This is a genomic window from Francisella frigiditurris, assembly GCF_001880225.1.
Lineage (GTDB): Bacteria > Pseudomonadota > Gammaproteobacteria > Francisellales > Francisellaceae > Francisella > Francisella frigiditurris.
The window spans coordinates 1,125,319-1,151,122 of sequence record NZ_CP009654.1 but is presented as its reverse complement, the minus strand read 5'-3'; the positions used below and the strand labels follow the sequence as shown (position 1 = coordinate 1,151,122).

Genomic DNA, 25,804 nt, shown 5'->3' with positions numbered 1-25,804 from the left:
AATTTATATTCCTTGCTTTATAAGGGGTTTAAGTATTTATCTAAAAATATTATAGTGATTATGACTTCATAAAAATATAAAAATAAAGACAAACATATGCTAATTTAAATCTTAAAATATTATGAGGAGAAGAAATGAAAATTTTAATAGCTGGTGGCTCTGGCTTTATAGGTTCTGCTTTAGCAAAACAACTATCTAAAAAAGAATACAAACTTTTTTTATTAACAAGAGATAATAATTTAAAAAAACCTAAGTATTATGATCAAGTTATAATTTGGAATGAATTATATAAATGTCATAATGATTTTGATGTGGTAATTAACCTATGTGGCTATAACATATCTGATAAAAAATGGTCAAAAAAAGTTAGAAATAAAATTTTAGATAGTAGGATAATACCAACTGAAGAATTAATTAAGTTTATAAAAAACTCAAAGACTAAACTAATAAATGCTAGTGCTATAGGATTTTACCCTTTTTCAAAAGAGCAGCAAACAGAGGATAAAATAGTTTCAAAAGATACTTCAAATACTGGATTTAGCCAAGAAATAACTCATAAATGGGAAGCTTGTATAAAAACTTCAAATCTAAAAAACTGGTGTATAACTAGATTTGGTGTAGTAATGGGAAATGGAGGCTTTTTAGGTAAGATAAAACCTATCATAGTTAAAGGTCTAGGCGCAACTTTTGGAAAAGGTGATAATTTAATAACTTGGGTACATATAACAGATCTATGTAATGCTATAGATTTTATTATTAAAAACGATGTTAAAGGGTGTTGCAATATTACAGCAAGTGCAGATACCCAAAAGCAAATAATGGAAAAAATAGCCACAAGTTTAGATAAAAAGATAAGGTTTAAATTTCCAGCATGGTTTGTAAAATTATTATTTGGGCAAATGGGTAAGGAAATGCTTTTGAGTTCTAATAATATATATCCTCAAAGGTTGACAAAATTGGGTTTTGAATTTAAATATACTGATTTTGATCAGATATCTATTTAAGAAATAAGCGTATTTGTTGCTCTTAATAAACTAATATCTAACAGAAATAAAGTTTTTACTCATGATGATATAGTTATTGTTCACGATAGAAACTTAACTGAGTACTTATAAAAAAGAAAGATTTTTACACTAAGAAAGAAAATTAGTTAATATTTATTCCAAATCCTGATGCTATGTTTTTAACATCATTAGCATTTAGATCTTTTACAGCTTTACCATTTACTTTACTATTTAATAATTGCTGCGCATCATTAGCATTCATTTCTGATATGGATTTACCATTTATTTTTGTATTTTTTATAAGTTGCTTAGTTTTTTCATCAGCGCCAGTTTTTTCAATAATATTATTAGCAACGTCCTGAACATTTACTGATTTTAGAATATTATCAATCGAAGATGTATCAATACTAAAATTAGTATTGTTTAAATCTCCTGACAATACAGCATTTAATTGTAGATTCTGTAGTTTTTGATTAAATCCATTAAAGTTAACACTTACACCATCTAAATTTACAACTAAAGGAATATTAAAGCTTATATTTTTACCTGATTCAAAACTCCAGTTACCTTTACCACTAATACTTGCATTTTCAGCATTTAATTTTAAGTTTTGAATATCTAAGCCTTTAACAAGATTATCTCCAAGGTTTTTAAATTTAAACTCTACATTATTAGCCGTATCTGCTTTGTTAGAAATTGTAACATTTGCATTTATGTCATCATTCTTCGCAGTATTAATTTTAATAGTAGTTGGCTCACCTAGAAGTGTAGGGTTAGTTGATATATTCCCTAAGTAAACATTAAAGGTATTGCCGAAATCTTCATAATTATTGATATATGTATTTAAAATAGTAAGCATCGGTTTTTTACTTTCTAAGTTTTCAGCTCTAACGTTAGCATATCCATAAGTTTTAGCTTCTTCTTTTGCTACACTTTGTTGTTCTTTAGCAGTTGTTTTTGGTGAAGGTTTAAAGTTACTTAAAACTTCAGCACCTTGTTTTATACCTTTTGCAACTTTACCTGCTGTTTTTGCATTATTAAGATAATTATCTAAATTAAGCTGTTGTAACTTATTCACATCACCTGCTATTGTTTTAACATTATTGATATTCTCATCAACAGCTGGATTTATAGCTTGATCTTTTTCACCATAAAGTTCACCTTTAGAGCTTCTTTCTTTATTTAATTTAACTCCATCTAATTTAACGTTATCTAACACTAAGTGTTTTGTTAAAATTCCAGTCATATTTAAGCTAGCACTTACAGATTCAGCATAGAATCTATCTTCATGCAAATCATTCGGATTTGCAGCACCGAACCCATTTATTTCTAATTTTGCTTCACTAAAGTCTACATTTATTGATTTATAATCAACAGTTGCACCATTAGCTTTAGAAAGTTGTTGTTTAATTATATTAGAAACTAATGTTGTCTCTAATAGTTTTGGGGACATATATATTACAGCAACTATAATGGCTACAAGTATAACTCCCAAAATTCTAAATGGTTGCAAAAATCTTTTCTTTGCCATTTTTTGCCAGTCTACTTTAGAAATATTTTTTCCTAAAAGTATTTTTGAAGCTATTTTAGTACTTAATTTACTTGTGATTTTAGTATACAAGTCATTCTCTGCTTGTAGCTTTGCCATTTTAGAAACAAAGCCTTTATAAACTTTTGCGAGAATTAACCCTACAACAATACCTAAAATGATTGACACGACAAAAGCACCAGTCACAAGATAATAGTCAAATCCAGCATATGCCAAAACAGGGGTATTTACTATTTTCTTAAATAACGGTTGTGCAAAGCCATCTATTAAAAATGTACCCACACTAAAACTAAGGCCTTCGATTGCAAAAGATAATGCCTTTGCTATTAACGCTATTATTATAAATATCCCAATATTTACTCTTAAAATTAATACTAAAAATATAGCAAAAATAAATAGTAATGGAGCATAACTAAAGCCAGGAATAAATCCAAACACAAAACCTAGTATTGAAACTAAAAGCAATTGTGCAGGTGTTGTCTGACTAAAGATAGTTGACATTAATTTGTTATATATTTTTTTCATCATATCAGTTACCTTTATTGATCTTAAATTTACTCTTTTAAATCATACAATAACATTTATAAAAAATATATAAACAAAACTACCGTCTTAAAACCGCTATTTTATATTAGAAAAACTATGACAAATACGCTATTATCTTAACTGTTTAAATTAAAATTTTCGTTAAACGATCAAATAAGGAAGAAAATCAATGAATTTACATGAATATCAAGCTAAGGACCTTTTAGAGAGTTATGGTCTAAAAGTTCAAAAAGGTATTGTAGCTCATAATCCTAACGAAGCTGCACAAGCATTTGACCAAATAGGCGGAAAATTTGCAGTTGTTAAAGCTCAAGTGCATGCTGGTGGACGTGGTAAAGCTGGTGGTGTTAAAGTTGTAAAATCATCTCAAGAAGCACGTGAAGTTGCTGAGAAGCTTATTGGCACAAATTTAGTTACATTCCAAACAGATGCTGATGGTCAACCTGTAAATTCAGTAGGTGTTTTTGAAGATGTTTATCCTGTTTCTCGTGAATTATACTTAGGAGCAGTTGTTGATAGATCTAGCCGTAAAGTAACATTCATGGCTTCATCTGAAGGTGGTGTAGATATTGAAGAAGTTGCTCATAACACTCCTGAAAAAATATTAAAAGTAGAAGTAGATCCTTTAGTTGGTCTTCAACCATTCCAAGCACGTGAAGTTGCTTTTAAACTTGGTTTGGAAGGTAAACAAATAAATGACTTCACAAAAACTATGTTAGGCGCATATAAAGCATTTATAGAATGTGACTTTGCTTTATTTGAAATCAACCCTCTTGCTGTTAGAGAAAATGGTGATATTGTTTGTGTTGATGGTAAGATCAACCTTGATTCAAATGCCCTTTACAGACATCCTAAATTACTAGCTCTAAGAGACAAATCTCAAGAAAATGCTAAAGAGCTTAAAGCTTCTGAGCATGAGCTAAACTATGTTGCTCTTGAAGGTAATATTGGTTGTATGGTAAACGGTGCTGGTCTTGCAATGGCAACTATGGATATCATTCAGCTTTATGGTGGAAAACCTGCAAACTTCTTAGATGTTGGTGGTGGTGCTACTAAAGCTAGAGTTATAGAAGCATTCAAACTAATTTTAGATGATGAAAATGTAAAAGCTGTCTTGATTAATATTTTTGGTGGTATTGTTCGTTGTGACATGATTGCAGAAGCAATTATCGAAGCTGTAAAAGAAGTAAATGTAACTGTACCAGTTGTTGTTCGTTTAGAAGGAAACAATGCTGAATTAGGTTCTAAAATACTATCTGAATCTGGCTTGAAATTAATTCCTGCTGATGGTTTAGCTGATGCAGCTGACAAAGTTGTAAAATCATTAGCTTAATAAATTAAAAAATTAAAAGGAATATTGAATAATGAGCGTATTAGTTGATAAAAATACAAAAGTTTTAGTACAAGGTTTTACTGGTAAAAATGGTACTTTCCATTCAGAGCAAGCTATTGCTTATGGAACAAATGTTGTTGGTGGTGTAACTCCTGGTAAAGGTGGTACTACTCACTTAGATAGACCAGTTTTCAACACAATGGAAGAAGCTGTAAAAGCTACTGGTGCTGACGCATCTGTTATTTATGTACCAGCTCCATTTGTAAAAGATTCTGCAATCGAAGCAATTGACTCTGGTGTTAAGCTAGTTGTTATTATCACTGAAGGTGTTCCAACTCTAGATATGCTAGTAGTTAAAGAATACTTAAAAGGTAAAGATGTAAGAGTTGTTGGGCCAAACTGCCCTGGTGTTATAACTCCAGGTCAATGTAAGATTGGTATTATGCCTGGCCATATTCACCAACCTGGTAAAGTTGGTATCATATCTCGTTCTGGTACTTTAACTTATGAAGCAGTTGCTCAAACAACTAAGCTTGGTTTTGGTCAATCTACTTGTATCGGTATAGGTGGAGATCCAATCCCTGGTATGAATCAAATCGAAGCTTTAGAACTTCTTCAAAATGATCCTCAAACAGAAGCTATCATTTTGATTGGTGAGATCGGTGGTACTGCTGAAGAAGAAGCTGCTGAATATATCAAGCATAATGTTACTAAGCCAGTTATTGGTTATATCGCTGGTGTTACAGCTCCTCCAGGAAAGCGTATGGGTCATGCTGGTGCTATTATCTCTGGTGGTAAAGGTACAGCTGAAGAAAAGTTTGCTGCTTTTGAAGCTGCTGGTATTGCTTATACTAGATCGCCTGCCGAAATTGGTAAAAAATTAAAAGAAGTTACTGGTTGGTAATAATTACTTTTTACTAACTTATCTTAAAACCACCTTTTGGTGGTTTTTTTATGTCTCATTTTCCTAAAAAATTAATTTTATGTCATCCAATTATAAAACAGTACTAATCACAGGTTCTAATAGAGGTATAGGTTTAGGATTCACAAAACATTATGCCAAAAGAGATTATAAAGTTATCGCGACATGTCGTAACCCGTCAGATGCTAAAGAATTAAAAGGCTTGGCAAAACAATATAATAATCTATATATAGAACAATTAGATGTAACAAATGAAGAACATCACAAAAATTTATATAACAAATATAAGAATAGCTTTATAGATATACTAATAAATAATGCTGGAGTTTATCCTGAACATCATGAAAAAATTAGTATCTCAAAAACAGATCCAAATTGGATTGAAGAAGCTTTTAAAGTTAACTGCTTAGGAGCTTTTTATTTACTTCACTATTTTAAAGAAAATCTTCAAAAATCTTTAAATCCAAAAGTTATAAATATGGCTAGTCAAGCTGGATCTATTGAGCAAACAAAGGCTGGATTTGGCTATTCATATCGTATATCTAAAGCAGCTTTAAATATGCTTACAAAAACATTTGCATCAGAGTGTCCAGAGATTATTACTATTAGTTTACGTCCTGGCTGGGTAAAAACTCAAATGGGTGGAGAGAAAGCAACATTAGAAATAAACGATAGCATATCTAATATGTCAGGTCTTATTGATAAACTCCAACCTGAAGATTCAGGCAAGTTTTTAGATGCAATGGGTAATATAGAAAAGTGGTAGTAAAAACTTCAAAAATTTCTGGCTAGTAATTTTATTATATAAACTATTTTAGTCGAATTTTTATATAGAGTTTTTTATACTTGATCTACTTAATTCAAATTTAACTAATTTAATGAAAAAGCTACTGTTATTAACATTAATATTTGTATTATCTTTAAATATTTCTTTTTCAGAAGAAAAAGATCATATGGGGATGACTAAAGATCAAGTTAAAAACTCTATTCAAACAATGAATGTATATGATGTTTCATTAACATATCCATATCCAATATGGTTTAGTTCAGGTTTAATTGGTGATGTTTATAAAACTCAAAAAGGAGTAAGCTTTTTATATGAGGAAATACCTACAGGACAAAATTTTGATAGTTGGAAAGAGATTTATACTATCGCTGGATTATATGATAAAGAAAATAAACTTACCATAAGTCAATATGCAAATTTTGTTCTTGCTGGATTTGTAAAATCATGTGATAAAAATATTAAAATTCTTAATGCTTCAAAAACAGAATCATCTAGTATGTCAATTCTACTTTGTGGATCTTTATCAAATAAAAATATAAAAGCCTATAGTAATAATCCAGGTGAAGTGGCGATTTTTAAATTCATTAAGTTTAAAAATACATTTATACAAATTGGCCAAGAGTGGAGAACACAATCATTTGATACTACCAATATAGGACAAGAAGAATTTTTAGAGAGTGCATATAAATATGTTGGTAGTAAAGAAAATTTTGCTACAGCTTTTAAAAAAATCTATAAAGATGTTGGTGTTACTCAAGCTATTTCAAAGCCGTATTAATTTGAGATTATTCAATCACTTTATATCCAAACCAATCAGGTTTTAGATCATATTTTTCATCACTTGGAGTTAGATGTATATACTTACCATCTATAGAACTAATCTCTAAACAATCATCTACTTCCATAAGATTATCTTTATGCTGATGAATAGAGTTCTTTAATAAGTGATCTTTTGCTTTTTCTTTAGCTTCTGTTTTATTTGTAGCGACAAATAAGGCAAATTCATGCAGTTCATTTAATTTATTTTCATCATAGCCACCAAAATTTACAAAATATAATTTATTATCAGATTTTTGGGGTTGATCTTGTAGAGATATTTTATAGCCATCAGCACCTTTGACAGCTTTATAACTATCTAAATGTAGGCCTTTAATATTACCAAACCAATTTTGTCTAAGCTGTTCATAAGTATCTTCAATAGTATTGCCAATTACAAACTGTATGTCATGCAATTCAATATTAGCTTTTGATGCACTACCACCTAAATAGACTATAAATAATTGACTCATAAATTTACCTTTTTGATATTCAATAAATATTTTAACACTTAGAATCTAATTTTAGCAGTAAGTGGTAAAACATATCCCTACTTATGTAAACAGTTTAATAATTAAATATACACTGATATCCTTAAACTAATAAAAAAATATATATTTTAAAATGGATTACTCAACTATTAAGAAATTAGGAATTATCCTTGCTGTAGGTTCTTTAGCTGTTTGGATTTTATATCCATTTGTCTACGCATTTTTATTTGCTGGACTATTAGCAATAATGCTTTTTCCTATTCAACAAAAGCTTGAAAAACATATAGGAAAAGGAAAGAGTAGTTTTCTAATAGTTATGGGTATACTCCTGTGTGTTTTTATACCACTATTCTTGATAGTTTCTTATGCAATAAGTGAAGCTATTATTTATGTGAAAAACATAGAGTCATTATCTCAGTTTTTTAATAGCTTAGAAGAGCATCTAAGTAGAATTCCTTACATAGGTGATTATGCTAAAGATCAACTACATAAGTTTCTTATATCTGTACAAAAGGATAAGGCTAAAATTGCTTCTCATTTAGACACCCTTCTACCAACTGTTAAATACGTTGGATCAACAGGAGTAAGCTTAGCAACTAATTTTATTATTACCCTATTGTTGGTATACCAGTTTTTAGTAAGTAGCACTGCTTTAGAAAAATTCTTTGATAGAGTTGTGTTAAAGGATTTTGAAGATGGGAATAAATTCTTAATAACTACAGTTAATACAACAAGAAGAGTTAGTTTAGCTGTCCTAACTACGGCATCTCTAACTGGTATTATTATGGGTATAGTTTATTTTGCTCTTGGCATTCCTAGTCCTATATTATTTGCTTTTATTACAGCATTAGGAGCTATGATACCTTTCATGGTGACAATAGTTTATGTTTTCTTAAGCATCGGTGTGTTTGTATTATTTGGATTAACAAAAGCCATAATACTTCTAGTGATAGGTTTTACTCTAAATATGATTACAGATAATGTTATTTCACCTAAGATTATTAATAAAGAAATGAAGCTCAGCTTTGTAGCATCTTTACTAGGAATCATGGGAGGTATAGAGGCTTTTGGAATTATTGGAATATTTTTAGGACCAGTTATATTTAACGTAGTATTTGTAGGTATTCAAAAAGCTATGAGTGAGAGTGAGAAAATTTAAACTGAGAAAGTTTGATGCTCTATCGTTTCTTCTTTGTCATTATTCTTTATAAACCTAGTAACAATAAATCCTGTAATTATAACTAAGCTTCCACCTATCATAGTTAATAAAATTCTATCTATAGATAATATATGGTGATATTGACCCAATAAGTGCGTAAGTGACAACACAAACATTTCAATTAAAAGAGTCCTAGTTGAGAAAGAATACCCTATTGCAAATATTCCAAATAAAAGTAAAGATAAAAATATGAAATTAATCCAAAAAATGTTAGGCATTATAAAAGACATTAAGAAAATAATAATAAAAGCACCTATAGCATTAACAACTATTCTAGTTATTGCAGTTTTACGTATCATACCTTCTGAAGAGCTTTGCAATATAGCTAAAATTGTAATATTAATCCAATACAAATGCCCTACTTCATTAAAATGTTTTAGGTAAGAGGTTATAAATGTTGCTATTACAAGTGAGCTAAAGCATATTAATGACAAAGTGTATCGTTGTGAGTTATATATTTTTTTATAGTAAGTTCTTGATCTATAAATGATGTGTTTATCAAATATCCAATAAGTTAGTAAAAATATAATAATTAATATGATAGAGCATAGAGCAAGTATAGAAGCTTTATAGAAATCAAAAGGGAATGCTACAGAAATAGAAAACACTAATGCGCCAATAATAAATATATTAGACTGGCTTTTAAACCTAGGAATCAAGAAGGCTAAAGTGCCATAACAAATAGTAATTAAACCAGATAACTCTGGTAGGTAAAAGCTTATTATTCCTCCAACTAATGTTGAAATTATTATAATTCCAGCTCCTTCAATAAGTAGTGACAATGGTTTTTTACTAGGTGAAAATGTAGCAACTGTAAACATAACAGACATATTAAATAATATTAATAAAGAATGATGGTCTAATCCTAGAAAGGTAAAAACCGCTGCACTAATAATACAAAAAGTGGTTATTTTAATTCCCTCTAAAATAAATATAGGCTTTCTAATCACAATATGTCATTTTTTATTTTATGAATATTAATATGATAAACCTTACTTCTAACTAATCTAGTCATAATATATAATTTTGTTGAAGCTTTTATTAACTTTTAAGGAAGAGTTATGTCTAATGTTAAGAATAAAGTTGTTTTGATTACAGGTGCTGCTTCTGGTCTTGGTTTGGGAATGGCTAAAGAATTTGCCAAACAAGGCGCCAAAGTTGTAATAGCTGATTTAGATTTAGAAAAGTCTAAGCAGGTAGCAGAAGAAATTGCTAAAGAGAATAAGGTTGAAACTTTAGCAGTACAAATGAATGTTGTTGATGAAGCTCAAGTTAAAGAAGGAGTTGATGAAACTGTTAAAAAATTTGGTCGCATCGATACTGTTATTAATAATGCAGGTATTCAGATAATCTCACCTATTGTTGATTTTAGTGTATCTTCTTGGAAAAAATTATTTGATATCCATATGACGGGTACTTTATTGGTAACTCAAGCAGCTATGAGACATATGATTGAACTAAAAACTGGTGGTAGAATTATAGTTGTAGGCTCTGTACATTCAGTCCTTGCTTCAAAAAATAAAGCAGCCTACGTTGCAGCTAAACATGCACAAGTTGGTTTTGTAAGAGCTCTAGCAAAAGAAGGTGCTGAACATAATATCTCATCGAACTTGATTGGACCAGGTTTTGTAATGACTCCTTTAGTAGAAAAGCAAATTCCAGAACAAGCCAAAGAGCTAAACATCTCTGAAGAAGAAGTTATGAAAAATATTATGCTTGGAGGCACTGTTGATGGTGAGTTCACCACAGTTCAAGATATTGCTGATACTGCTATATTTTTAGCGGGATTCAAAACAAATGCTCTAACAGGCCAAAAAATTTTAGTAAGTCATGGTTGGGGCATGTAAATTTAGTATCATAAAAATTTCTCTATGCTAAGATTATCAATATAATTTATTTCTTTATTATTTTTAATAAAATGCCAAATTCTATACGAAATAAAATTGGTCAACTTATAATGATGGATTTTCGCTATTGGGGACATGATGACTCTAATAAACCTTTACCATTTAAGCAAGCTAATGAAAAAGTTTGTAATCTATTTGAAAAATATAACTTAGGTGGATTTATACTTTTTAGAGAAAATATAGAATCAAATGAGCAGGTTATCTCTCTATTAAGAGATTTACAAAATAGTTCTAACATTCCTATTTTATTTGGAGTAGATCAAGAAGGTGGTAGAGTTAATCGACTAAAGCAAGGAACTAGCACTTGTGGAAACATGGCTCTTGGTGCTACAGCTAATCCTGAAAATGCAAAAATACTATCTAAGCTTATTGGTGATGAGCTGTATTCTTTAGGTATAAATTTAAACTTTGCTCCAGTGGTTGATATAAATTCTAATCCTAAAAATCCAATAATTGGTGTTAGAGCTTATTCAGATAATCCAGAAATGGTTACAGAAATGGCTAGAGCTAGTATTGAAGGTTATAAAGAAGCTAATATCATACCATGTTTAAAACATTTTCCTGGACATGGAAACACCGCTCTAGATACTCATTTAGGACTTGTCACTATAGACGCTGATCTGAAAGCTTTAGAAGATGTTGAGTTATATCCATATATTAATTTATGTAAGGATAATGAAGATGTAGTTATGACAGCTCACATTAGTGTGCCAGCTCTAGATGAGACTAAATTCAAATCAGTCAATGGAGAAGCCTTTTTACCAGCGTCATTATCTTATAAGATAACTACAGAACTGCTCAGAGAAAAACTTAAATTTAAAGGTTTGATTGTAACAGATGCTATGGATATGAAAGCTATAAGCTCAAGCTTAAATCCTGTTGAAGCTGTTAAAAAAACTATTTTAGCTGGTACAGATATCGCTGTAATGCCAGTTAGAGTTTGGTCAGAAGATGATATTTCAAAAATAGAAAATCTTTTTATAGCTCTTGAAAATGAATACCATAGTGACTCTAACTTCGCGAAAAGAGTTGATGAGTCTTTTGATAGAATTATTAAATTTAAAAAAGAAAAAAAGCTTAATAGCAACCCTCTATTCACTTTATCAAAAGAAGATCAGATAAACTTAGCAAACAATATAGTTGGTTCTAACCATCATAAGAAGGTTGAATTGGAAATAGCTAAGAAGGCAACGACTATCGTAAAAAATAGTAGCTTACTTCCCTACTCTTTTAGAGAAAATATGAACGTTTTAATTATAGACTCAGATAATGCTAGATTAGAGGCATTCTCTAGATTATTAAATAAGTTAGCTATTGATAATGATTGTCATATAAACATCTCTACTAAAAATCTAAACGAGAACTTAGAGCAAATTATAAAAGAAGCCGATCTAGTTTTAATAGTTTCTGAAAGCTTAAAAGAAAGTAACTCTATCTATAGTAATATTAATAAATTATCTAAAGGTAAATCAGTGAACATAGCTGCCCTTACTCCATACGATATTAATTATATAGATAATGTAGAGAACTATGTTTGTATATATGGTGCTACATCAATGGACCAAACTAACTATACAAAAACTAATTTAGAAATAAATATTTTAGCAGGCCTTATAACTATCTTTGCTAAGCCTAGTGGAAAGCTTATAAATGAAGCTGTTGGTAAGCTCCCGGTTAGTTTATAAAGTTAAACATTTTTTGATCCAAAAAATTCAAAGTGAATATCGTTAGAATTTACACCGTTATTTAATAATCTCTCTTGTATAGAAAGCATAAAGTTTTTAGGTCCACAGAAAAAGTATTGAGCATCATTTGTTCCTAACATATCTTTTACTACAGCTAAATCTATTAATCCCTGTTTAGCTGTTTTAGACTCTCCATTCTCATAGAAGAAAATAGTTTTTAACCTTGAGTTCTCTTTTGCTAAATTTTTTAATATTTCTGCAAAAGAGTGTTCTGCTTTATTTTTTTTACCACAAATAAAGAGTATTTCTCTTCTATTATTAGTTTTTAGTTCTGACAAAAGCATACTCATTAAAGGAGTGATTCCAATACCTGCTGATATTAAAACAATTGGTTTATTATTAGTTTGATTTAGATCTAAGAAAAACTCTCCATATGGTGTAGAGACTTCTACATTATCGTGCTCTTTTATTTCATTGTGTAAATAATTGGATATACTACCTTTAGTTTCTTTTTTAACAGTTATTCTTAGATAATCCTCACCAGTTGCAGATGAAATGCTATAGTTTCTCATTGTTGTAGTGTCTTGATATGGAAACCTTACTGTAACGTATTGACCAGGTTTGAAATTAATTTTTTTAAACCTATCATTTTTTAGATAAAATGAACAAGCGGTTGAGCTTTCATGTTCTTTTTTTATTATCTTGAAGTTCTCAAAACCATCCCAGCCATATTTCTCTAAATTTTCATCATAAAGTTTTTTTTCACGACCTATAAGAATATTGGCTAAAAATCTATAAGCATCTTCCCATGCTAAAATAATGTTACTACTACTGTCTAAATTTAAAACTTCTTTAATTGATTCTATTAAATTATTACCAACTATAGGATAGTGTTCAGGTTTTATTTGTAAAGAAGCATGTTTCTGAGATATCAATTCAATAGCACTTCCTAGTGCATCTAAATTATCAATGTTCTTAGCATAAGCTAAAATAGCAACAGCTAAAGCTTCTTGTTGGGAATTATTTTCTTGGTGTGCTTGATTAAAAAATTTTTTAATTTCTGGATTATTAACAAACATTCTATGATAAAAATATTTGGTTAGTGCTATTCCATTTTCTTCTAATATAGGAATAGTTGTTTTTATTATATCTATAGTATTTTGACTTAACATAATAGATCCTTTTATACTCATACGCTATAATATGCATTTTAAATGCATATTATGTTTAATGCAAATATATTTTATACTTCTATAAGTAATTTAAGGAAAGTTTTCATGAATTTAACATCTTTTACAGACTATTCTCTTAGAGTTCTAATAATATTAGGCTCAAACCCTTCTTGTAAATTTAAAACAAAAGATCTGGCTGATAATTTAGGAATAAAACTAAATCATGCCACTAAAGTTATACATAATCTTTCTAACTTAGAATACATCAGAAGTTATAAAGGTAGAGATGGTGGAATATCCATATCTCAAGGAGCTTATGAGTCAAAATTATCAAAGATAGTTAAGGATCTCGAACCCTTAAATATAGTAGAATGCTTTTCTATTGAAAAATATCCAAAATGTTTTCTTCTTCCTCAATGTAAGCTTAAATCTATATTACATCAAGCCACAAATGATTTTATTAAAAGATTAGAGAAGTATACTCTTTTAGATATATGTAATTTTAAAAATAATGAATAGTTAGTTAATAGTTAATATTCCTATTGTTGAGTTAAGCTACCTGTGATATTCTGTATGATTAGATTTTAATTCCCTCTTAATAGGTGATTTTATTAACTTAGAAAAATTAGGCCGCATGGGCTATTGGAGTGATTTTTATATCTATCCAATTTTTATATTAGGTTTCTTAATTTTAGGTATTGAAAAACTACCTGTTAAAAATTTTTTTGTCATAATAGTATGTTTTTTTATAGGATTACTTATCTGGACATTTGTTGAGTATTTAGTTCATAGGTTTTTATTTCATAGCTTTCCTTTTTTAGAAAGAATGCATGGAATTCACCATAACTCTCCAATGGAGCTTTTTGGTAACCCAACATTTATATCCTTACCAATATATATAGTTGGTATGTTTCTACCTTTGTTTTTTATATTTGGATTAGCACTTGGAAGTATAATATTTAGTGGCTTTTTAATTGGATCTTTATTATATTTCTTTATTCATCATGCAACTCATCATATTAGAGCAAAAAAAGGTTCTATCTTATTTTTCTATAAAAAATATCATGCTATTCATCATTATAATCAAAAAGCAAATTACGCTGTAACTTTTCCTTTATGGGATAGTGTTTTTAGAACTAAAAATAAGAAATCAAAGTAATTATTTACATTTAACTCAGCAATAGATTTTTAGCTAACGTCCTTATATCATTTTTCTCTACAAAGTTTGATTTATGTAACCAAATTTTAATTTTTTTATTTGAACCATCTTGCATGAAAAATATATAAACCCAATCACTTATTATTATTTTCCTTTTGACTAACCAAAAGTTAGTTTTTACTTTATTTTCTATTAGCTCATAATAACTATCATCTATTGGTAATACTATTGCATCTAAAGTATCCGTCTTTTTAAGAGTAAATAAAATAGATATTAAAATAATAATTATAGAAATTAATAAGATAATGCCACTTAAATAATATACACAGAAAAAGGAAGTTAATGTTAAGCAAAAAGCATAAGTAAAAACCCTGTACTTTCTATCTTGTTTTAAATGAATAGTAGACCCTGGCATATTAGAGGAGCTACATTAAATCATATCCAAGTGACTTAAGTGCCCTATCATCATCAGACCATCCTGATTTTACTTTCACATGAGTTTTTAAATTTACCTGCATTCCTACAAGGTATTCTATATCTATACGAGAATCAGAACCAATCTTTTTAAGCTTAGCTCCTTTCGCTCCAATAACTATTCCTTTTTGACTATCTCTCTCAACCAAAATGCTAGCATATATATCTACAATACTTCTTTCTTGGTCAACTTTGTAGCTGTCTATCTCTACAGCTATTTGATAAGGAACTTCACTTCCAATAGTTCTCATGATTTTTTCACGAATAATTTCAGAAACCATAAATTTAACACTTCTATCTGTGACTTGATCTTCTTCATAGAAAAAATATTCACTTTCAGGTAAAAGCCCTTCTATCTTAGCTTCTAATTCATTTATATTATGACCTTGTTTGGCAGAAACATAAGTAACATCATAGAAATCTAATTTATTTTTTACAGATTCTATAAACATAGATGCTTCCATAGATTTTTTCTTATCTACTTTATTTACTACTAAGAATATAGGGATTTTGGAATCTTTTAACTTTACTACAATATTATCTTCTAGCTCGGTCCATTTACCCATTTCAATTACAAATAATATAACATCAACATCTTTTATCATTGTCGTAGCTGCTTTATTCATAAACTTATTTATAGCTTTAGATTCTTTATTATGAATTCCAGGAGTATCCACATATATAAACTGAGTATCTCCAATAGTTTTGATACCTGTAATCTGATGTCTAGTAGTCTGAGGCTTTCTACAAGTAATACTAACTTTATACTTTAATATGTTATTTAGTAAAGTTGATTTACCTACATTAGGTCGACCAATAATGGAAATATAACCACATTTTTTCATTAGAAATGAATTCTTAAGGATGAATTATTTTACAGAGATTTTAACACTGATTAGCTAGTGTGTCTAATGATGAATCTTTTTAATCTTCTCATTGCTTCTTCTAGCTCTGACATTTTATTTGCACAGCTAATTCTAGCACAGTCTTCAAGACCAAAAGATGATCCTGGCATCATAGCAACAAACTCTTCTTGTAAAAAAGCTCTACAAAACTCTGCGTCTGTATTAAATTTAGTATTTGCTAAAAGCTCTTTTAAACTAGGGAATAAATAAAATGTTCCATGAGCTTTTTTGACATCAATATGAGGCATTTCTTTTAGAGCTTTAGCAACAAAATCAGTTTTTTCTTTATATGAGTCTATAAATACTTTTAAATCAGCCTCTGGGATATTCATAGCTGTAGTAGCAGCATATTGAGATATTGAGCAAGCACAAGTAGTAGATTGTGATTGAAACTTCTTAATAGCATTATTTAAAAATTCTGGAGCTATTGAAAAACCAACTCTCCAACCAGTCATAGAGTAATTTTTAGAAACACCACTAGCTATAACATATCTATCCGCCAAATCTGGTGCAATTTCTGATATTAATGTTGGTCTTTTATCAAAGAATAATTCATCATAAATATCATCACCTATAATCCAAATATTAGGATATTTTCTAATTAGATTAGCTAATGCTTCAATACACTCTTTCGAGTAAATAAGTCCTGTTGGATTATTAGGATTATTTATAATAATAGCTTTAGTATTTTCATTAATGTATGTTTCTAGCTCTGCGACATCAATTTCAAAATTATTTTCAAATTTTGTTTTTACAACTACTGGTTTAGCTCCAGTTAAACTAATCATATCCGGATAAGAAACCCAATAAGGGGCAAAGAAAATGGCTTCATCACCCTCTTCTAATATACAGTTAAAAATATTATGTAGGCTATGCTTTGCACCAGAAGAAATACAAACTTGATCAGCAGAAAATAAAGCTCCATAATTTCTTTTATATCTATCGACTATAGCTTGTCTTAGCTCTTTTAAACCATCTACATTTGTATATTTTGTGATGTTATTATTTATTGCTTCTATACCAGCTTTTTTTATAACATCTGGAGTAGAGAATCCTGGTTCGCCAATAGCTAAAGATACAACATCATGACCTTTTTCAGCTAAGTCCTTAGCAACTTTCGCCATAGCTGTTGTTGATGATGGAGTGACATTTTGAATTTTCTTATTTAAAGTAGCCATTTCATATACCTTATAGTTTCTCTATAGTAAATTCATTTTCTGAAATTTTGATTATTGTATGATTATCTACATATTTGTAAGATTCTGATTTTAGCAAAGGTTCAGATAAAACAACATAACTATTTTTATATTTTTGACCTTGCTTTTCCATGCCTAGTGAATCAAGCATATCTTCATAATTTACATAGTATAATGATGGTTGATGATTAATAGTAGATGTTTTTATAGCATAAGATGTATTTCCATCAGTATATGCTATGCTTGCTTTAATGGCTTGGGGTACATTATTTTGTTGTTGGATTTTGAATATTTGCTCAATAGTTTTATTTATTGCTGTTTTAGGATCTTCTATAAGACCATTAGTTAATGATAATAAAAACATTGCTTCAGTATCAGTACAACCATATCTATGTTTAAAATATTTCTTATCTATAAGATATTCAAGATCGTGTCTAATTTCATTAAAATTAAAGATCGCTCCATTATGCATAAAAAGATGATTTTTATATCTAAAAGGATGGCAGTTTGTTGTTGTGGATGGAGTACCGGTTGAAGCTCTTACGTGAGCAAGAAAGTTTTTACTTTTAATATGAGAAGCAATAGAAGCTAAATTTTTATTATTCCAAGCAGGTAAAGGATCTTTATATACTCCTGGTTTTTTATTAAGCTTTGTGTACCATCCTAATCCAAAACCATCCCCATTTACATTTACAACCCCTTCATGTGAAGCAATACTTTGATGAATTAATGAGTTTTCTGGATCAACTAAAAGTTTACTCATTATTATAGATTTTCCATGATACATTAACCAGCGACACATACTCTAATCAACTCACTTATGATTTCTTAACAAACTCAGACTTTAGTTTCATTGCACCAATACCATCGATTTTACAATCAATATCATGATCTCCATCAACTAGACGAATACTCTTAACTTTTGTCCCAACTTTTACAACAAGAGATGAACCTTTAACTTTTAAGTCTTTGATAACAGTCACACTATCACCATCTTGTAAAAGATTACCATTAGCATCTTTCACTATTTTTTCATCATCTGAGCTATTTGATTCCCCTACTGCATTCCATTCATATGAACACTCTGGACAAATAAATAATTGACCATCTTCATAAGTATATTCTGAATTACATTTTGGACAATTTGGTAAACCTGACATGATAAAAATTCCTTATAGCTTTTGATATACCCATAAGTATAACATTTATTTATTTTGGATTTTCTTGATTTAATTAAAGTTTTTTCTTTTCTTAATCGCATTTATAATTTATTTTAGACAATAGATTAAATATGTATATAAAAATATGTTTGCCAAATTTAACCCTATAAAACTAACTCTTGCTATAGTTATTTTATTTAGCTTTAATCCGTTATATGCTACAGAGAATATAGTTCCATCAATATCTCCTAAACAAATAGCTCAATTACAAAAAGAGCGTAAAGAGTTTATACAAACTTTAATAGATAATCGTTATGTCTATAAAATTTCTACAGAGAATAATCAGGTAATTGTGTATGTAACGCCTAAATTATTAGAAGGATCTCCAGCAAGTCCTCAAGTTAGAGAAGAAACTCTTAACACAATACTAGCTTACTATTACACGAGTAATGAAAAGATTAATAAAATAAATATTAAGTCTAGTGTATCTGATAAGGAAGTGGGAACTTATTCATTCCAAGATGGCTTAGTCTTAAATCAGAAAATAGCTAGATAATTTATATATAGATTAGAAGTTAAGAAAACTAATTTTTTAAGATTACCAAAACATATTTGATGTCATTGGCTTAATAGCTAAAACTACTATTATCCCTACGTATGCATACCATGGCACAGTTATTAAAACAGGTGCCAGAACAGTAATCATACATCCAAAGAAGAATGTGGAAAAAAACAATAACACCTGATATGCCGGTTTATTAGTTGCTAAATAATGTCTCGCTTTTTCCATATAAGTTCCTTCTGAGGTAAAGAAATGTATAAGTAAAGGAAATTGAGCAATCAATGCCATAAGTAAGAAAAAGATCCAACTAACGTTCAATAAAGGTGTATAAAGTGTACAGGTTAATGCACCAATAAATAAATAAACCCATTTAACCAAAGCAATATCTAATAAAGAAAATTTTTGTAGTTTTTTTGATAGGAACTCTTCAGCAGACATAATAAAACCTCCAATATGTATCGCTTAATATCTCTGAAAAATAGTATAACTTAGCCATATTAAAAAACAATTATTTACTAAAGCATTAAACTTTTTTTACTAAGATCTATCAAAATTATCATTATATAAAACATGCATCATAGCTATAGTTTTATTAGTGTTATATAAAGGTTGATAACTATTCATATCAAGCTTACAAGATTTTTCATATAATGGTTCAAACTCTTTATTACACAATTTAAAATAATATAAACAAAATTCTTTTGTAATTTTTGTATGAGTCTCATAGTACGCTACATTTTTAGGTGTATATATCTTGCAAAAGTTTACATACTCCTCATTATTTTCGGCATATAAAGACACACTTGAAAAATATAAACCTATAATGAGTAACAATATTTTTTTCATAGACTTAATATATGATTTCCTTGATAGATAAGTTAAACAATTTATAAATCTATACAAATTAGTATCATTTCAATTTAGAATCTTTTAAAGCAAATACTCAATAAAAAAATATATAATTAACTCACATACTCAACATATTTCGCTGGAGAAATGAGATCTTTCAACTCTTCCGTATTTGAAAGTTTTAATTGATATAACCATCCCTTGTCATAACACGACTCATTAATAAGTTTCGGTTTATCAACAAGAGTTTCATTAACTTTAACTACTTCACCAGATAATGGAGAACAAATATCAGAAGCTGTTTTTACAGATTCAATCACACAGACATCATCATCTTTTTCACATTTTTGACCAACTTTTGGTAAATCAACATAAACAATCTCACCAAATTCATTTTGAGAATAATCATCTATACCAATAGTGGCAATATCACCATCTACTCTAATCCACTCATTTGTTTCTGTATATAAATAATCTTGCTTTATTTCAGTCATCTCATATCTCCACTAGGACTTTATAGCCCTTTCTATTTAAAGCTTTTTACTGCTATAGATAATAACATAAAAATATTTTAAACTTAATCTCAACAAATCTATCTATTTATAATGACTGTATGGAATATAAAACAGATTTATCTAAGCTTAAAGGTAAAAATATTATTGTTACTGCTGGTGGTACTGGTGGCCATATTTTCCCTGCATTAGCCATTGCCCATGCATTAAAAGAAAATGGTGCTAATATAACTTGGGTTGGCACTAGAAATAGTATGGAAGAAAAAATAGTTTCTGGAAAATTTAATATTCAATATATTAAAAGTTCTGGTATTCGTGGTAAAGGTCTGTCAAAAAAAGCTGCTTTACCATTTACATTAACAGCAAGTGTATTAGCTGCTACCATTATTCTTAAAAAAACAAAAGCTAATTTAGTTATCGGTTTTGGAGGATATGTTTCTGGACCTACATGTATAGCAGCTAAGCTTATAGGAATCCCTGTAATAATTCATGAGCAAAATGCTAAAATAGGTTTAACTAACAGAGTTTTAGCTAAATTTGCCAAACAAGTCTGCCTAGCTTTTCCTATTGATAATTTAAATAATTATTTTAAAGAAAAGCAGTTAAAGAAATTTTCAATCGTAGGTAATCCTGTTAGATTAGAAATTGTAAAGCTTAATGGTATCAATAGAAATTTTAGCAATGAAAAATCCTTAAACTTACTAGTTTTAGGTGGCAGTCAAGGAGCTAAAGCTATAAATGAGAAAATACCCTCTTTAATAGAAATTTTAAAGGATAAAGGTATTAATATAACAGTATGGCATCAAACAGGAAAATTATTATTTGATGACACAAAACAACATTACTCTTCTATTTCTAACCAAAACATTAAAGAAATAGCTCCTTTTATAGAAAACATGGCTGAAGCATATGAATGGGCTAATGTTATTATTTGTAGAGCTGGAGCACTCACAGTATCAGAAGTAGCTATATCAGGTTTACCAGCAATTTTTATACCTTTTCCCGCAGCTGTTGATGATCATCAATATTTTAATGCTCATACAATAGTAGAGAATAATGCTGGATTCTGTTTGCGACAAGAAGAAGCCAGTCTTGAAGAGTTATCAAATATACTTTTAGAGCTCGCTTTAAATAAAGAAAAACTTATAAATATCTCAGAAAATGCAAGAAAAACCTTGATAAAAGATAGTACAGCACAAATATTAAATATAGTAGCTCAGACTTTAAAATAATTAATTGGAGAAAACAATGAATTTCGATATGTCTAAATTAATGCAACAAGCCCAAAAAATGCAAGAGCAAATGAAAAAAGCTCAAGAAGAAAAAGATAAAATGGAAGTTGAAGGTGAAGCTGGTGCTGGTCTTGTTAAAATCACTATGACAGGTAAGTATGATGTTAAAAGTGTTAGCATAGATGATAGCCTAATGTCTGAAGATAAAGAAATGCTAGAGGACTTAATTGCTGCAGCTGTTAATAGTGCTGTAAGAAAGGTAGAAGAAAGCTCTGGAACAGATTTAAATAAAATGGCTCAAGAAGCTGGTATAAATATACCTGCAGGCATGAAATTTCCATTCTAATTATTCTATATATGCAAAACAATATACTCTCACCTAAAATAATCGCTGTAATTGACTCTTTAAAAAAACTTCCCAGCGTAGGAAAAAAAACCTCTCAAAGACTAGCATTACATCTTTTAGATAAGTCTCCAGATGCTGCTATTCAAATTGCTAATTCCTTATTAGATGCTGTTAATCATATTCAAAAATGTAATGTTTGTCAGATACTAACTGAATCAGAGATTTGTGATATTTGCTCAAATGAAAGAAGAGATAGTACTAAATTATGTATTATTGAAAACATGCTTGATTTAATTGCTATTGAAGAGGCAAATATTTTTAAAGGTAAATATTTTGTACTAAATGGAAGACTTTCTCCTTTAGATGGAATTGGTCCCAAAGAGCTTAAGCTAGACCTTCTAGAGAAAATCATAACATCTAGAAAAGTTGAAGAAATAATATTGGCTATAAGTCCAACTGTAGAGGGTGAAACAACAGCGCACTTTATATCTGAGATGATCAGGAATAAAGATATTAAAATTACTAGAATTGGCTTTGGTGTTCCTTTTGGAGGGGAGCTAGAGTACTTAGATCAACAAACTATATCTCATGCATTTAACTGTAGGACAAATATTTAGTCTTTATTTAAACCTCTTTCAGCATTTAAACAAATATCTAATTTTCTAATTATTCTAGATAATAAATAAAATTCTTTTGTATCTTTAACAATTATTACAGCCTCTAAGACAGCAATAGAGTTACTCATACTTAAAACACTAAAGCTTCTAATATCAACACCCTCTCTGGCAAAGGCGGTTGTTATTTTTGCTATTGCTCCTGATATATTATTTATTGTAATAATCATTCTTGCTCTAAAGCTCGCCTCATCGCCATCATGAGAAATCCATTTAGAAAAAGTCTCTTTAGAACCCTCTTTAGCTAAGTCTCTATATGCAATATTACAACTTGATCTATGAACTTTTATACCTTCTCCAGGTACTATGACAGCTTTTATATCATCATTAGGAATAGGTAAACAACAGTTAGCAATTCTAAGGTCATCTCCATATCTAAGTCTTATCACAGCTTCATCAAATTCTTCTTCTTTTATAGAATCTGATATATGTTTAACAATAAAATCTATAAAGTTATCTTTCTCAACTAATCCGAGACCTATATCCAAATAAAACCTATTTATTGTTTCTATACTTTCATAATTATATAAAGCACCATCAACCACTTCAGATGGAATTTCTTCTATATTTATATCAAATTTAGCTAATTCATTAGAAATAATCTCTCTACCTCTAATATAATTTTCATTTGTGCTTTGTTCTTTTATATATGATTTTATAGAAGCTTTAGCTCTACCCGTAACTACAAAATTAAGCCATGCTGGATTTGGGTCAGCCACTGGAGATGTAATAATCTCAACACTATCTCCTTGCTTAAGCCTATAATTTAGAGGAACATTCTTCCTATTAACCTTTGCTCCTAAACATCTATTTCCTACAGCTGTATGAATATAGTATGCAAAATCAACACATGTAGACCCTGCTGGTAATTCTATGATTTCTCCATTTGGAGTGAATACAAATACATCGTTATCAAATAGATCTTTTTTTACATTCTCTAAGAACTCTACCGAGCTTGCTGTATACACTTGTATATCAGAAATTCTCTTAAGCCATTTTTTTAGAGACTTATCACTCTTTTCACCTGATTTATAACTCCAATGAGCTGCGACCCCAAATTCAGCAGATTCATCCATCCTTTGAGTCTTAATTTGTATCTCCATAGGAATATTATATGGTCCTAAAACTACTGTATGTAATGACTTATAGCCGTTTACTTTTGGAGTAGCTATATAGTCTTTAAATTTTTGTGGAACAGGTTTATAAGCCTCATGAACTTTACCTAAAGCAACATAACAATCGATTCTTCTAGGAACTATTACTTTATAAGCGTACATATCCATTATTTCAGAAAAAGGCATTCCTTTTTTCTTCATTTTATTATAAATACTATAAAGAGTTTTTTTTCTTCCTTTTATACTCTTATCTGTAATTAATGTACCAAGCCTTTTACTTAAAGTCTCCTTTACTTCATAGAATACTTTTTCTTTATTTTTTTCTACTTGCCTAACTCTTTCTTCTAAGATTCTATAGCGATATGGATACATTCCTTCAAATGCTAAAGTTTCTAACTGTTCTTTTAATGTATTGATACCTAGTCTATGAGCTATAGGTGCAAAAACTTCTAAAGTCTCTTTTGATATTCTTCTTTTCTTTTCTGGCTTTAATGGAGCTAATGTCCTCATATTATGAAGCCTATCAGCAAGCTTTATGAAAATAACTCGAACATCTTTTGTAACAGACAATAACATTTTTCTAAAATTTTCTGCCTGCTGTTCTGCCCTATTTTTATGTCTAATCTGAGTAAGCTTTGTAACCCCTTCTACTAATTCTGCTACTTTTAATCCAAATTTATTTTTTATATCTGTAAAAGTATATTCTGTATCCTCTATAACATCATGCAATAATGCTGCTATTATTGTATCTGCATCTAACATCATATCTGCTAAGATACATGCTACCGCAACAGGATGCGTAAAATATGGTTCTCCTGAGCTTCTAACTTGTGTTTCATGAGCATCTGCACCAAAAATATATGCCTCAGCAATCTTTAGTCTGTCAGATTCCGATAAGTATTCACAAATTAATTTATTTAAATGGTAAAAGCTAAACATAAGAACCTACTATATAAACTTGTATAAATATAATAATTAGATTTAAAGACCAAAGCAATTATTTAGTTTTATAGGAAATAAGATATCTTCTTGAAAGAATTGCTACAACAGTTATTAATATAATATCTATAATTAACAATATAGCTGCTAATGTTGTGTTATATTTTTTTTGTGCAAATATAGCACCTTGACCAGGGGGTGTCATTGTAGTTGGATTATAAGTTATTCCATATTTTTCAACAATTGAAGAGTTAATATCTCTAATATTCACAACAGCAATACCCTCTTTTAAATAGTTAACTGCCACTGAATTTACATTTTTATATTCTATTGGTAGTTTTTTAGTTATACCTGGTGGAAAACTAGATATACGAACAAACTTTTTAGTTTCTTTTTCATCATCCTTTTTATCATTACTTTCTATAGTATTCTTATTTGTATCTATTTGTTTAAGACCAATAGAAGCCATATTTCCACCAACATTAATATAAGCCTTTATCTTATCATCTCCAATAGCTTTTTTATAAAGTTCCATTCTTGTTTTTATAGATCTATTAGTAGAATCTTTATATGGAACATTTATCAATTTATAACCATTTCTTTTAACAGCATCATTTAATTTCAATATAGCCGCTGGTGACATTCCATAACCAGTATCTCTTGAACCTCCTAAAGTAATGCCTAAAATATCATAATCAAAAACTCCATTTTTAACCAAATTCTTATAAATATCTGGCCATGTAAAGTCTGGTCTATTTGCACCAAACTGTGAAGATCCTACAGAGAAAATGATAATTGGCTTAAGCTTTAATGCTTTAATTGCTGATAGCATAGCTATATCCAGAGCAGGATATGATCCTGTTTCTTGAACAGCCACCACATCCCCTTCTTTTAAATCTAACTGCGTTAGCCAACTAACAAATAAAGCTGCTATATTAGGATTTACTGATGACCTTTTAGCGTAAAGATCTCCAGAATCAGTTGTTATTTCTGTCATAGATTCACCAATCAAACCAGTACAAGAAACATCGCCAACCTTACTACAATAATAACCTTTTGATAAAAATTCTCTTTGTGTAGTTTTAAAAGCATTAAAAGCAATATTTGCGGCTTCTAGCTTTTGTGTCATTCCTTTATTTTCTACAACAAGGTTTCCTTCAACTATATATAAAGAAACTATCATAAATGCGCATAAGAAAACTATAATGTAACGTGACAAAAATTTTCTATGCCAATACATATTTTTCATT

General features: G+C 29.4%; 28 protein-coding genes. 14 read left to right on the top strand and 14 right to left on the bottom strand.

The genetic code is table 11. The features are described from left to right. The first annotated feature begins 134 nt into the window (after positions 1–134). Positions 135–1,004 carry a TIGR01777 family oxidoreductase gene (locus tag KX01_RS05680; protein WP_071664066.1) on the top strand — a complete coding sequence of 290 codons (870 nt, stop codon included), beginning with the start codon at positions 135–137 and terminating at the stop codon, positions 1,002–1,004. 142 nt (positions 1,005–1,146) lie between these two features. Here the strand turns inward: KX01_RS05680 and KX01_RS05675 are convergent, their stop codons facing one another. After that, entirely contained in the window at positions 1,147–3,081 is a 1,935-nt protein-coding gene (locus KX01_RS05675) for a TIGR03546 family protein (protein ID WP_071664065.1), read from the bottom strand. A 187-nt stretch (positions 3,082–3,268) separates the two neighbouring features. Here KX01_RS05675 and sucC point away from each other — a divergent pair, with 187 nt between their 5' ends. From sucC to KX01_RS05655, 4 genes are all read left to right on the top strand, one after another. Next, positions 3,269–4,432 carry an ADP-forming succinate--CoA ligase subunit beta gene (sucC, locus tag KX01_RS05670; RefSeq protein WP_071664064.1) on the top strand — a complete coding sequence of 388 codons (1,164 nt, stop codon included), beginning with the start codon at positions 3,269–3,271 and terminating at the stop codon, positions 4,430–4,432. Positions 4,433–4,463: 31 nt separating this feature from the next. Then, positions 4,464–5,336, top strand: coding sequence for a succinate--CoA ligase subunit alpha (gene sucD, locus KX01_RS05665; protein ID WP_071664063.1), 873 nt, complete (start codon positions 4,464–4,466; stop codon positions 5,334–5,336). A 79-nt stretch (positions 5,337–5,415) separates the two neighbouring features. After that, positions 5,416–6,120 carry an SDR family oxidoreductase gene (locus tag KX01_RS05660; protein WP_071664062.1) on the top strand — a complete coding sequence of 235 codons (705 nt, stop codon included), beginning with the start codon at positions 5,416–5,418 and terminating at the stop codon, positions 6,118–6,120. A 112-nt stretch (positions 6,121–6,232) separates the two neighbouring features. Continuing rightward, positions 6,233–6,919 carry a hypothetical protein gene (locus KX01_RS05655; RefSeq protein ID WP_071664061.1) on the top strand — a complete coding sequence of 229 codons (687 nt, stop codon included), beginning with the start codon at positions 6,233–6,235 and terminating at the stop codon, positions 6,917–6,919. 7 nt (positions 6,920–6,926) lie between these two features. On the opposite strand, the gene KX01_RS05650 is transcribed toward KX01_RS05655, so the two are convergent. Continuing rightward, positions 6,927–7,430: a DUF1543 domain-containing protein gene (locus tag KX01_RS05650; RefSeq protein WP_071664060.1), complete on the bottom strand. Its 504-nt coding sequence runs from the start codon at positions 7,428–7,430 to the stop codon at positions 6,927–6,929. 151 nt (positions 7,431–7,581) lie between these two features. Here KX01_RS05650 and KX01_RS05645 point away from each other — a divergent pair, with 151 nt between their 5' ends. Next, positions 7,582–8,607 (top strand): AI-2E family transporter, encoded by a 1,026-nt coding sequence (locus KX01_RS05645; protein ID WP_071664059.1) that lies wholly within the window; start codon positions 7,582–7,584, stop codon positions 8,605–8,607. On the opposite strand, the gene KX01_RS05640 is transcribed toward KX01_RS05645, so the two are convergent. Further along, entirely contained in the window at positions 8,604–9,617 is a 1,014-nt protein-coding gene (locus KX01_RS05640; RefSeq protein WP_071664058.1) for an FUSC family protein, read from the bottom strand. The two genes, KX01_RS05645 and KX01_RS05640, sit on opposite strands and share 4 nt — an antisense overlap. Positions 9,618–9,728: 111 nt before the next feature. Between KX01_RS05640 and KX01_RS05635 the strand changes: the two genes are divergently transcribed. Together KX01_RS05635 and KX01_RS05630 are read left to right on the top strand one after the other, a co-directional pair. After that, positions 9,729–10,514: a 3-hydroxybutyrate dehydrogenase gene (locus KX01_RS05635; protein ID WP_071664057.1), complete on the top strand. Its 786-nt coding sequence runs from the start codon at positions 9,729–9,731 to the stop codon at positions 10,512–10,514. 71 nt (positions 10,515–10,585) lie between these two features. Beyond that, positions 10,586–12,259: a glycoside hydrolase family 3 protein gene (locus tag KX01_RS05630; protein ID WP_071664056.1), complete on the top strand. Its 1,674-nt coding sequence runs from the start codon at positions 10,586–10,588 to the stop codon at positions 12,257–12,259. A 2-nt stretch (positions 12,260–12,261) separates the two neighbouring features. Here KX01_RS05630 and hmpA read toward each other — a convergent pair whose 3' ends face one another. Beyond that, positions 12,262–13,431, bottom strand: a complete 1,170-nt coding sequence (gene hmpA / locus KX01_RS05625) for an NO-inducible flavohemoprotein (RefSeq protein ID WP_071664055.1) — start codon at positions 13,429–13,431, stop codon at positions 12,262–12,264. 105 nt (positions 13,432–13,536) lie between these two features. Between hmpA and KX01_RS05620 the strand changes: the two genes are divergently transcribed. Then, positions 13,537–13,950: an Rrf2 family transcriptional regulator gene (locus KX01_RS05620; RefSeq protein WP_071664054.1), complete on the top strand. Its 414-nt coding sequence runs from the start codon at positions 13,537–13,539 to the stop codon at positions 13,948–13,950. Positions 13,951–14,065: 115 nt separating this feature from the next. Further along, positions 14,066–14,590: a sterol desaturase family protein gene (locus KX01_RS05615; protein ID WP_232223315.1), complete on the top strand. Its 525-nt coding sequence runs from the start codon at positions 14,066–14,068 to the stop codon at positions 14,588–14,590. A 10-nt stretch (positions 14,591–14,600) separates the two neighbouring features. Here the strand turns inward: KX01_RS05615 and KX01_RS05610 are convergent, their stop codons facing one another. From KX01_RS05610 to KX01_RS05590, 5 genes are read right to left on the bottom strand one after another with little or no spacing between them, the layout of a single operon-like run. Then, a complete protein-coding gene (locus KX01_RS05610; RefSeq protein ID WP_232223314.1) occupies positions 14,601–15,005 on the bottom strand; it encodes a hypothetical protein in 405 nt (134 codons plus the stop codon). Positions 15,006–15,015: 10 nt separating this feature from the next. Continuing rightward, positions 15,016–15,909 (bottom strand): GTPase Era, encoded by an 894-nt coding sequence (gene era, locus KX01_RS05605; protein WP_071664052.1) that lies wholly within the window; start codon positions 15,907–15,909, stop codon positions 15,016–15,018. A 50-nt stretch (positions 15,910–15,959) separates the two neighbouring features. Continuing rightward, entirely contained in the window at positions 15,960–17,147 is a 1,188-nt protein-coding gene (locus KX01_RS05600) for a pyridoxal phosphate-dependent aminotransferase (RefSeq protein ID WP_071664051.1), read from the bottom strand. 10 nt (positions 17,148–17,157) lie between these two features. Beyond that, the gene (locus KX01_RS05595; protein WP_071664050.1) at positions 17,158–17,967 is read right to left on the bottom strand and encodes a class II glutamine amidotransferase; all 810 of its coding nucleotides are present in this window, start codon (positions 17,965–17,967) and stop codon (positions 17,158–17,160) included. Between the two features lie 16 nt (positions 17,968–17,983). Beyond that, positions 17,984–18,325, bottom strand: a complete 342-nt coding sequence (locus tag KX01_RS05590; RefSeq protein ID WP_071664049.1) for a zinc ribbon domain-containing protein YjdM — start codon at positions 18,323–18,325, stop codon at positions 17,984–17,986. Between the two features lie 145 nt (positions 18,326–18,470). On the opposite strand from KX01_RS05590, the gene KX01_RS05585 reads away from it, so the two are divergent. Then, positions 18,471–18,881, top strand: a complete 411-nt coding sequence (locus KX01_RS05585; protein WP_071664048.1) for a hypothetical protein — start codon at positions 18,471–18,473, stop codon at positions 18,879–18,881. Positions 18,882–18,923: 42 nt separating this feature from the next. Here KX01_RS05585 and KX01_RS05580 read toward each other — a convergent pair whose 3' ends face one another. The 3 genes from KX01_RS05580 to gcvH form a co-directional block, all read right to left on the bottom strand. Further along, a complete protein-coding gene (locus tag KX01_RS05580) occupies positions 18,924–19,325 on the bottom strand; it encodes a hypothetical protein (protein ID WP_071664047.1) in 402 nt (133 codons plus the stop codon). Positions 19,326–19,424: 99 nt separating this feature from the next. Further along, positions 19,425–19,733, bottom strand: coding sequence for a hypothetical protein (locus KX01_RS05575; protein WP_071664046.1), 309 nt, complete (start codon positions 19,731–19,733; stop codon positions 19,425–19,427). A 116-nt stretch (positions 19,734–19,849) separates the two neighbouring features. Then, positions 19,850–20,230, bottom strand: coding sequence for a glycine cleavage system protein GcvH (gcvH, locus tag KX01_RS05570; RefSeq protein ID WP_071664045.1), 381 nt, complete (start codon positions 20,228–20,230; stop codon positions 19,850–19,852). Between the two features lie 119 nt (positions 20,231–20,349). Here gcvH and murG point away from each other — a divergent pair, with 119 nt between their 5' ends. The 3 genes from murG to recR are packed head-to-tail and all read left to right on the top strand — an operon-like array spanning position 20,350 to position 22,443. Then, a complete protein-coding gene (gene murG / locus KX01_RS05565; protein WP_071664044.1) occupies positions 20,350–21,480 on the top strand; it encodes an undecaprenyldiphospho-muramoylpentapeptide beta-N-acetylglucosaminyltransferase in 1,131 nt (376 codons plus the stop codon). Positions 21,481–21,496: 16 nt separating this feature from the next. Continuing rightward, positions 21,497–21,826 carry a YbaB/EbfC family nucleoid-associated protein gene (locus KX01_RS05560; RefSeq protein ID WP_071664043.1) on the top strand — a complete coding sequence of 110 codons (330 nt, stop codon included), beginning with the start codon at positions 21,497–21,499 and terminating at the stop codon, positions 21,824–21,826. Between the two features lie 11 nt (positions 21,827–21,837). Beyond that, entirely contained in the window at positions 21,838–22,443 is a 606-nt protein-coding gene (gene recR, locus KX01_RS05555; RefSeq protein ID WP_071664042.1) for a recombination mediator RecR, read from the top strand. On the opposite strand, the gene KX01_RS05550 is transcribed toward recR, so the two are convergent. Together KX01_RS05550 and pgsW are read right to left on the bottom strand one after the other, a co-directional pair. Beyond that, a complete protein-coding gene (locus KX01_RS05550) occupies positions 22,440–24,554 on the bottom strand; it encodes a RelA/SpoT family protein (protein ID WP_071664041.1) in 2,115 nt (704 codons plus the stop codon). The two genes, recR and KX01_RS05550, sit on opposite strands and share 4 nt — an antisense overlap. Before the next feature lie 58 nt (positions 24,555–24,612). Beyond that, a complete protein-coding gene (pgsW, locus tag KX01_RS05545) occupies positions 24,613–25,803 on the bottom strand; it encodes a poly-gamma-glutamate system protein (protein ID WP_071664040.1) in 1,191 nt (396 codons plus the stop codon). Position 25,804: the final 1 nt, after the last annotated feature.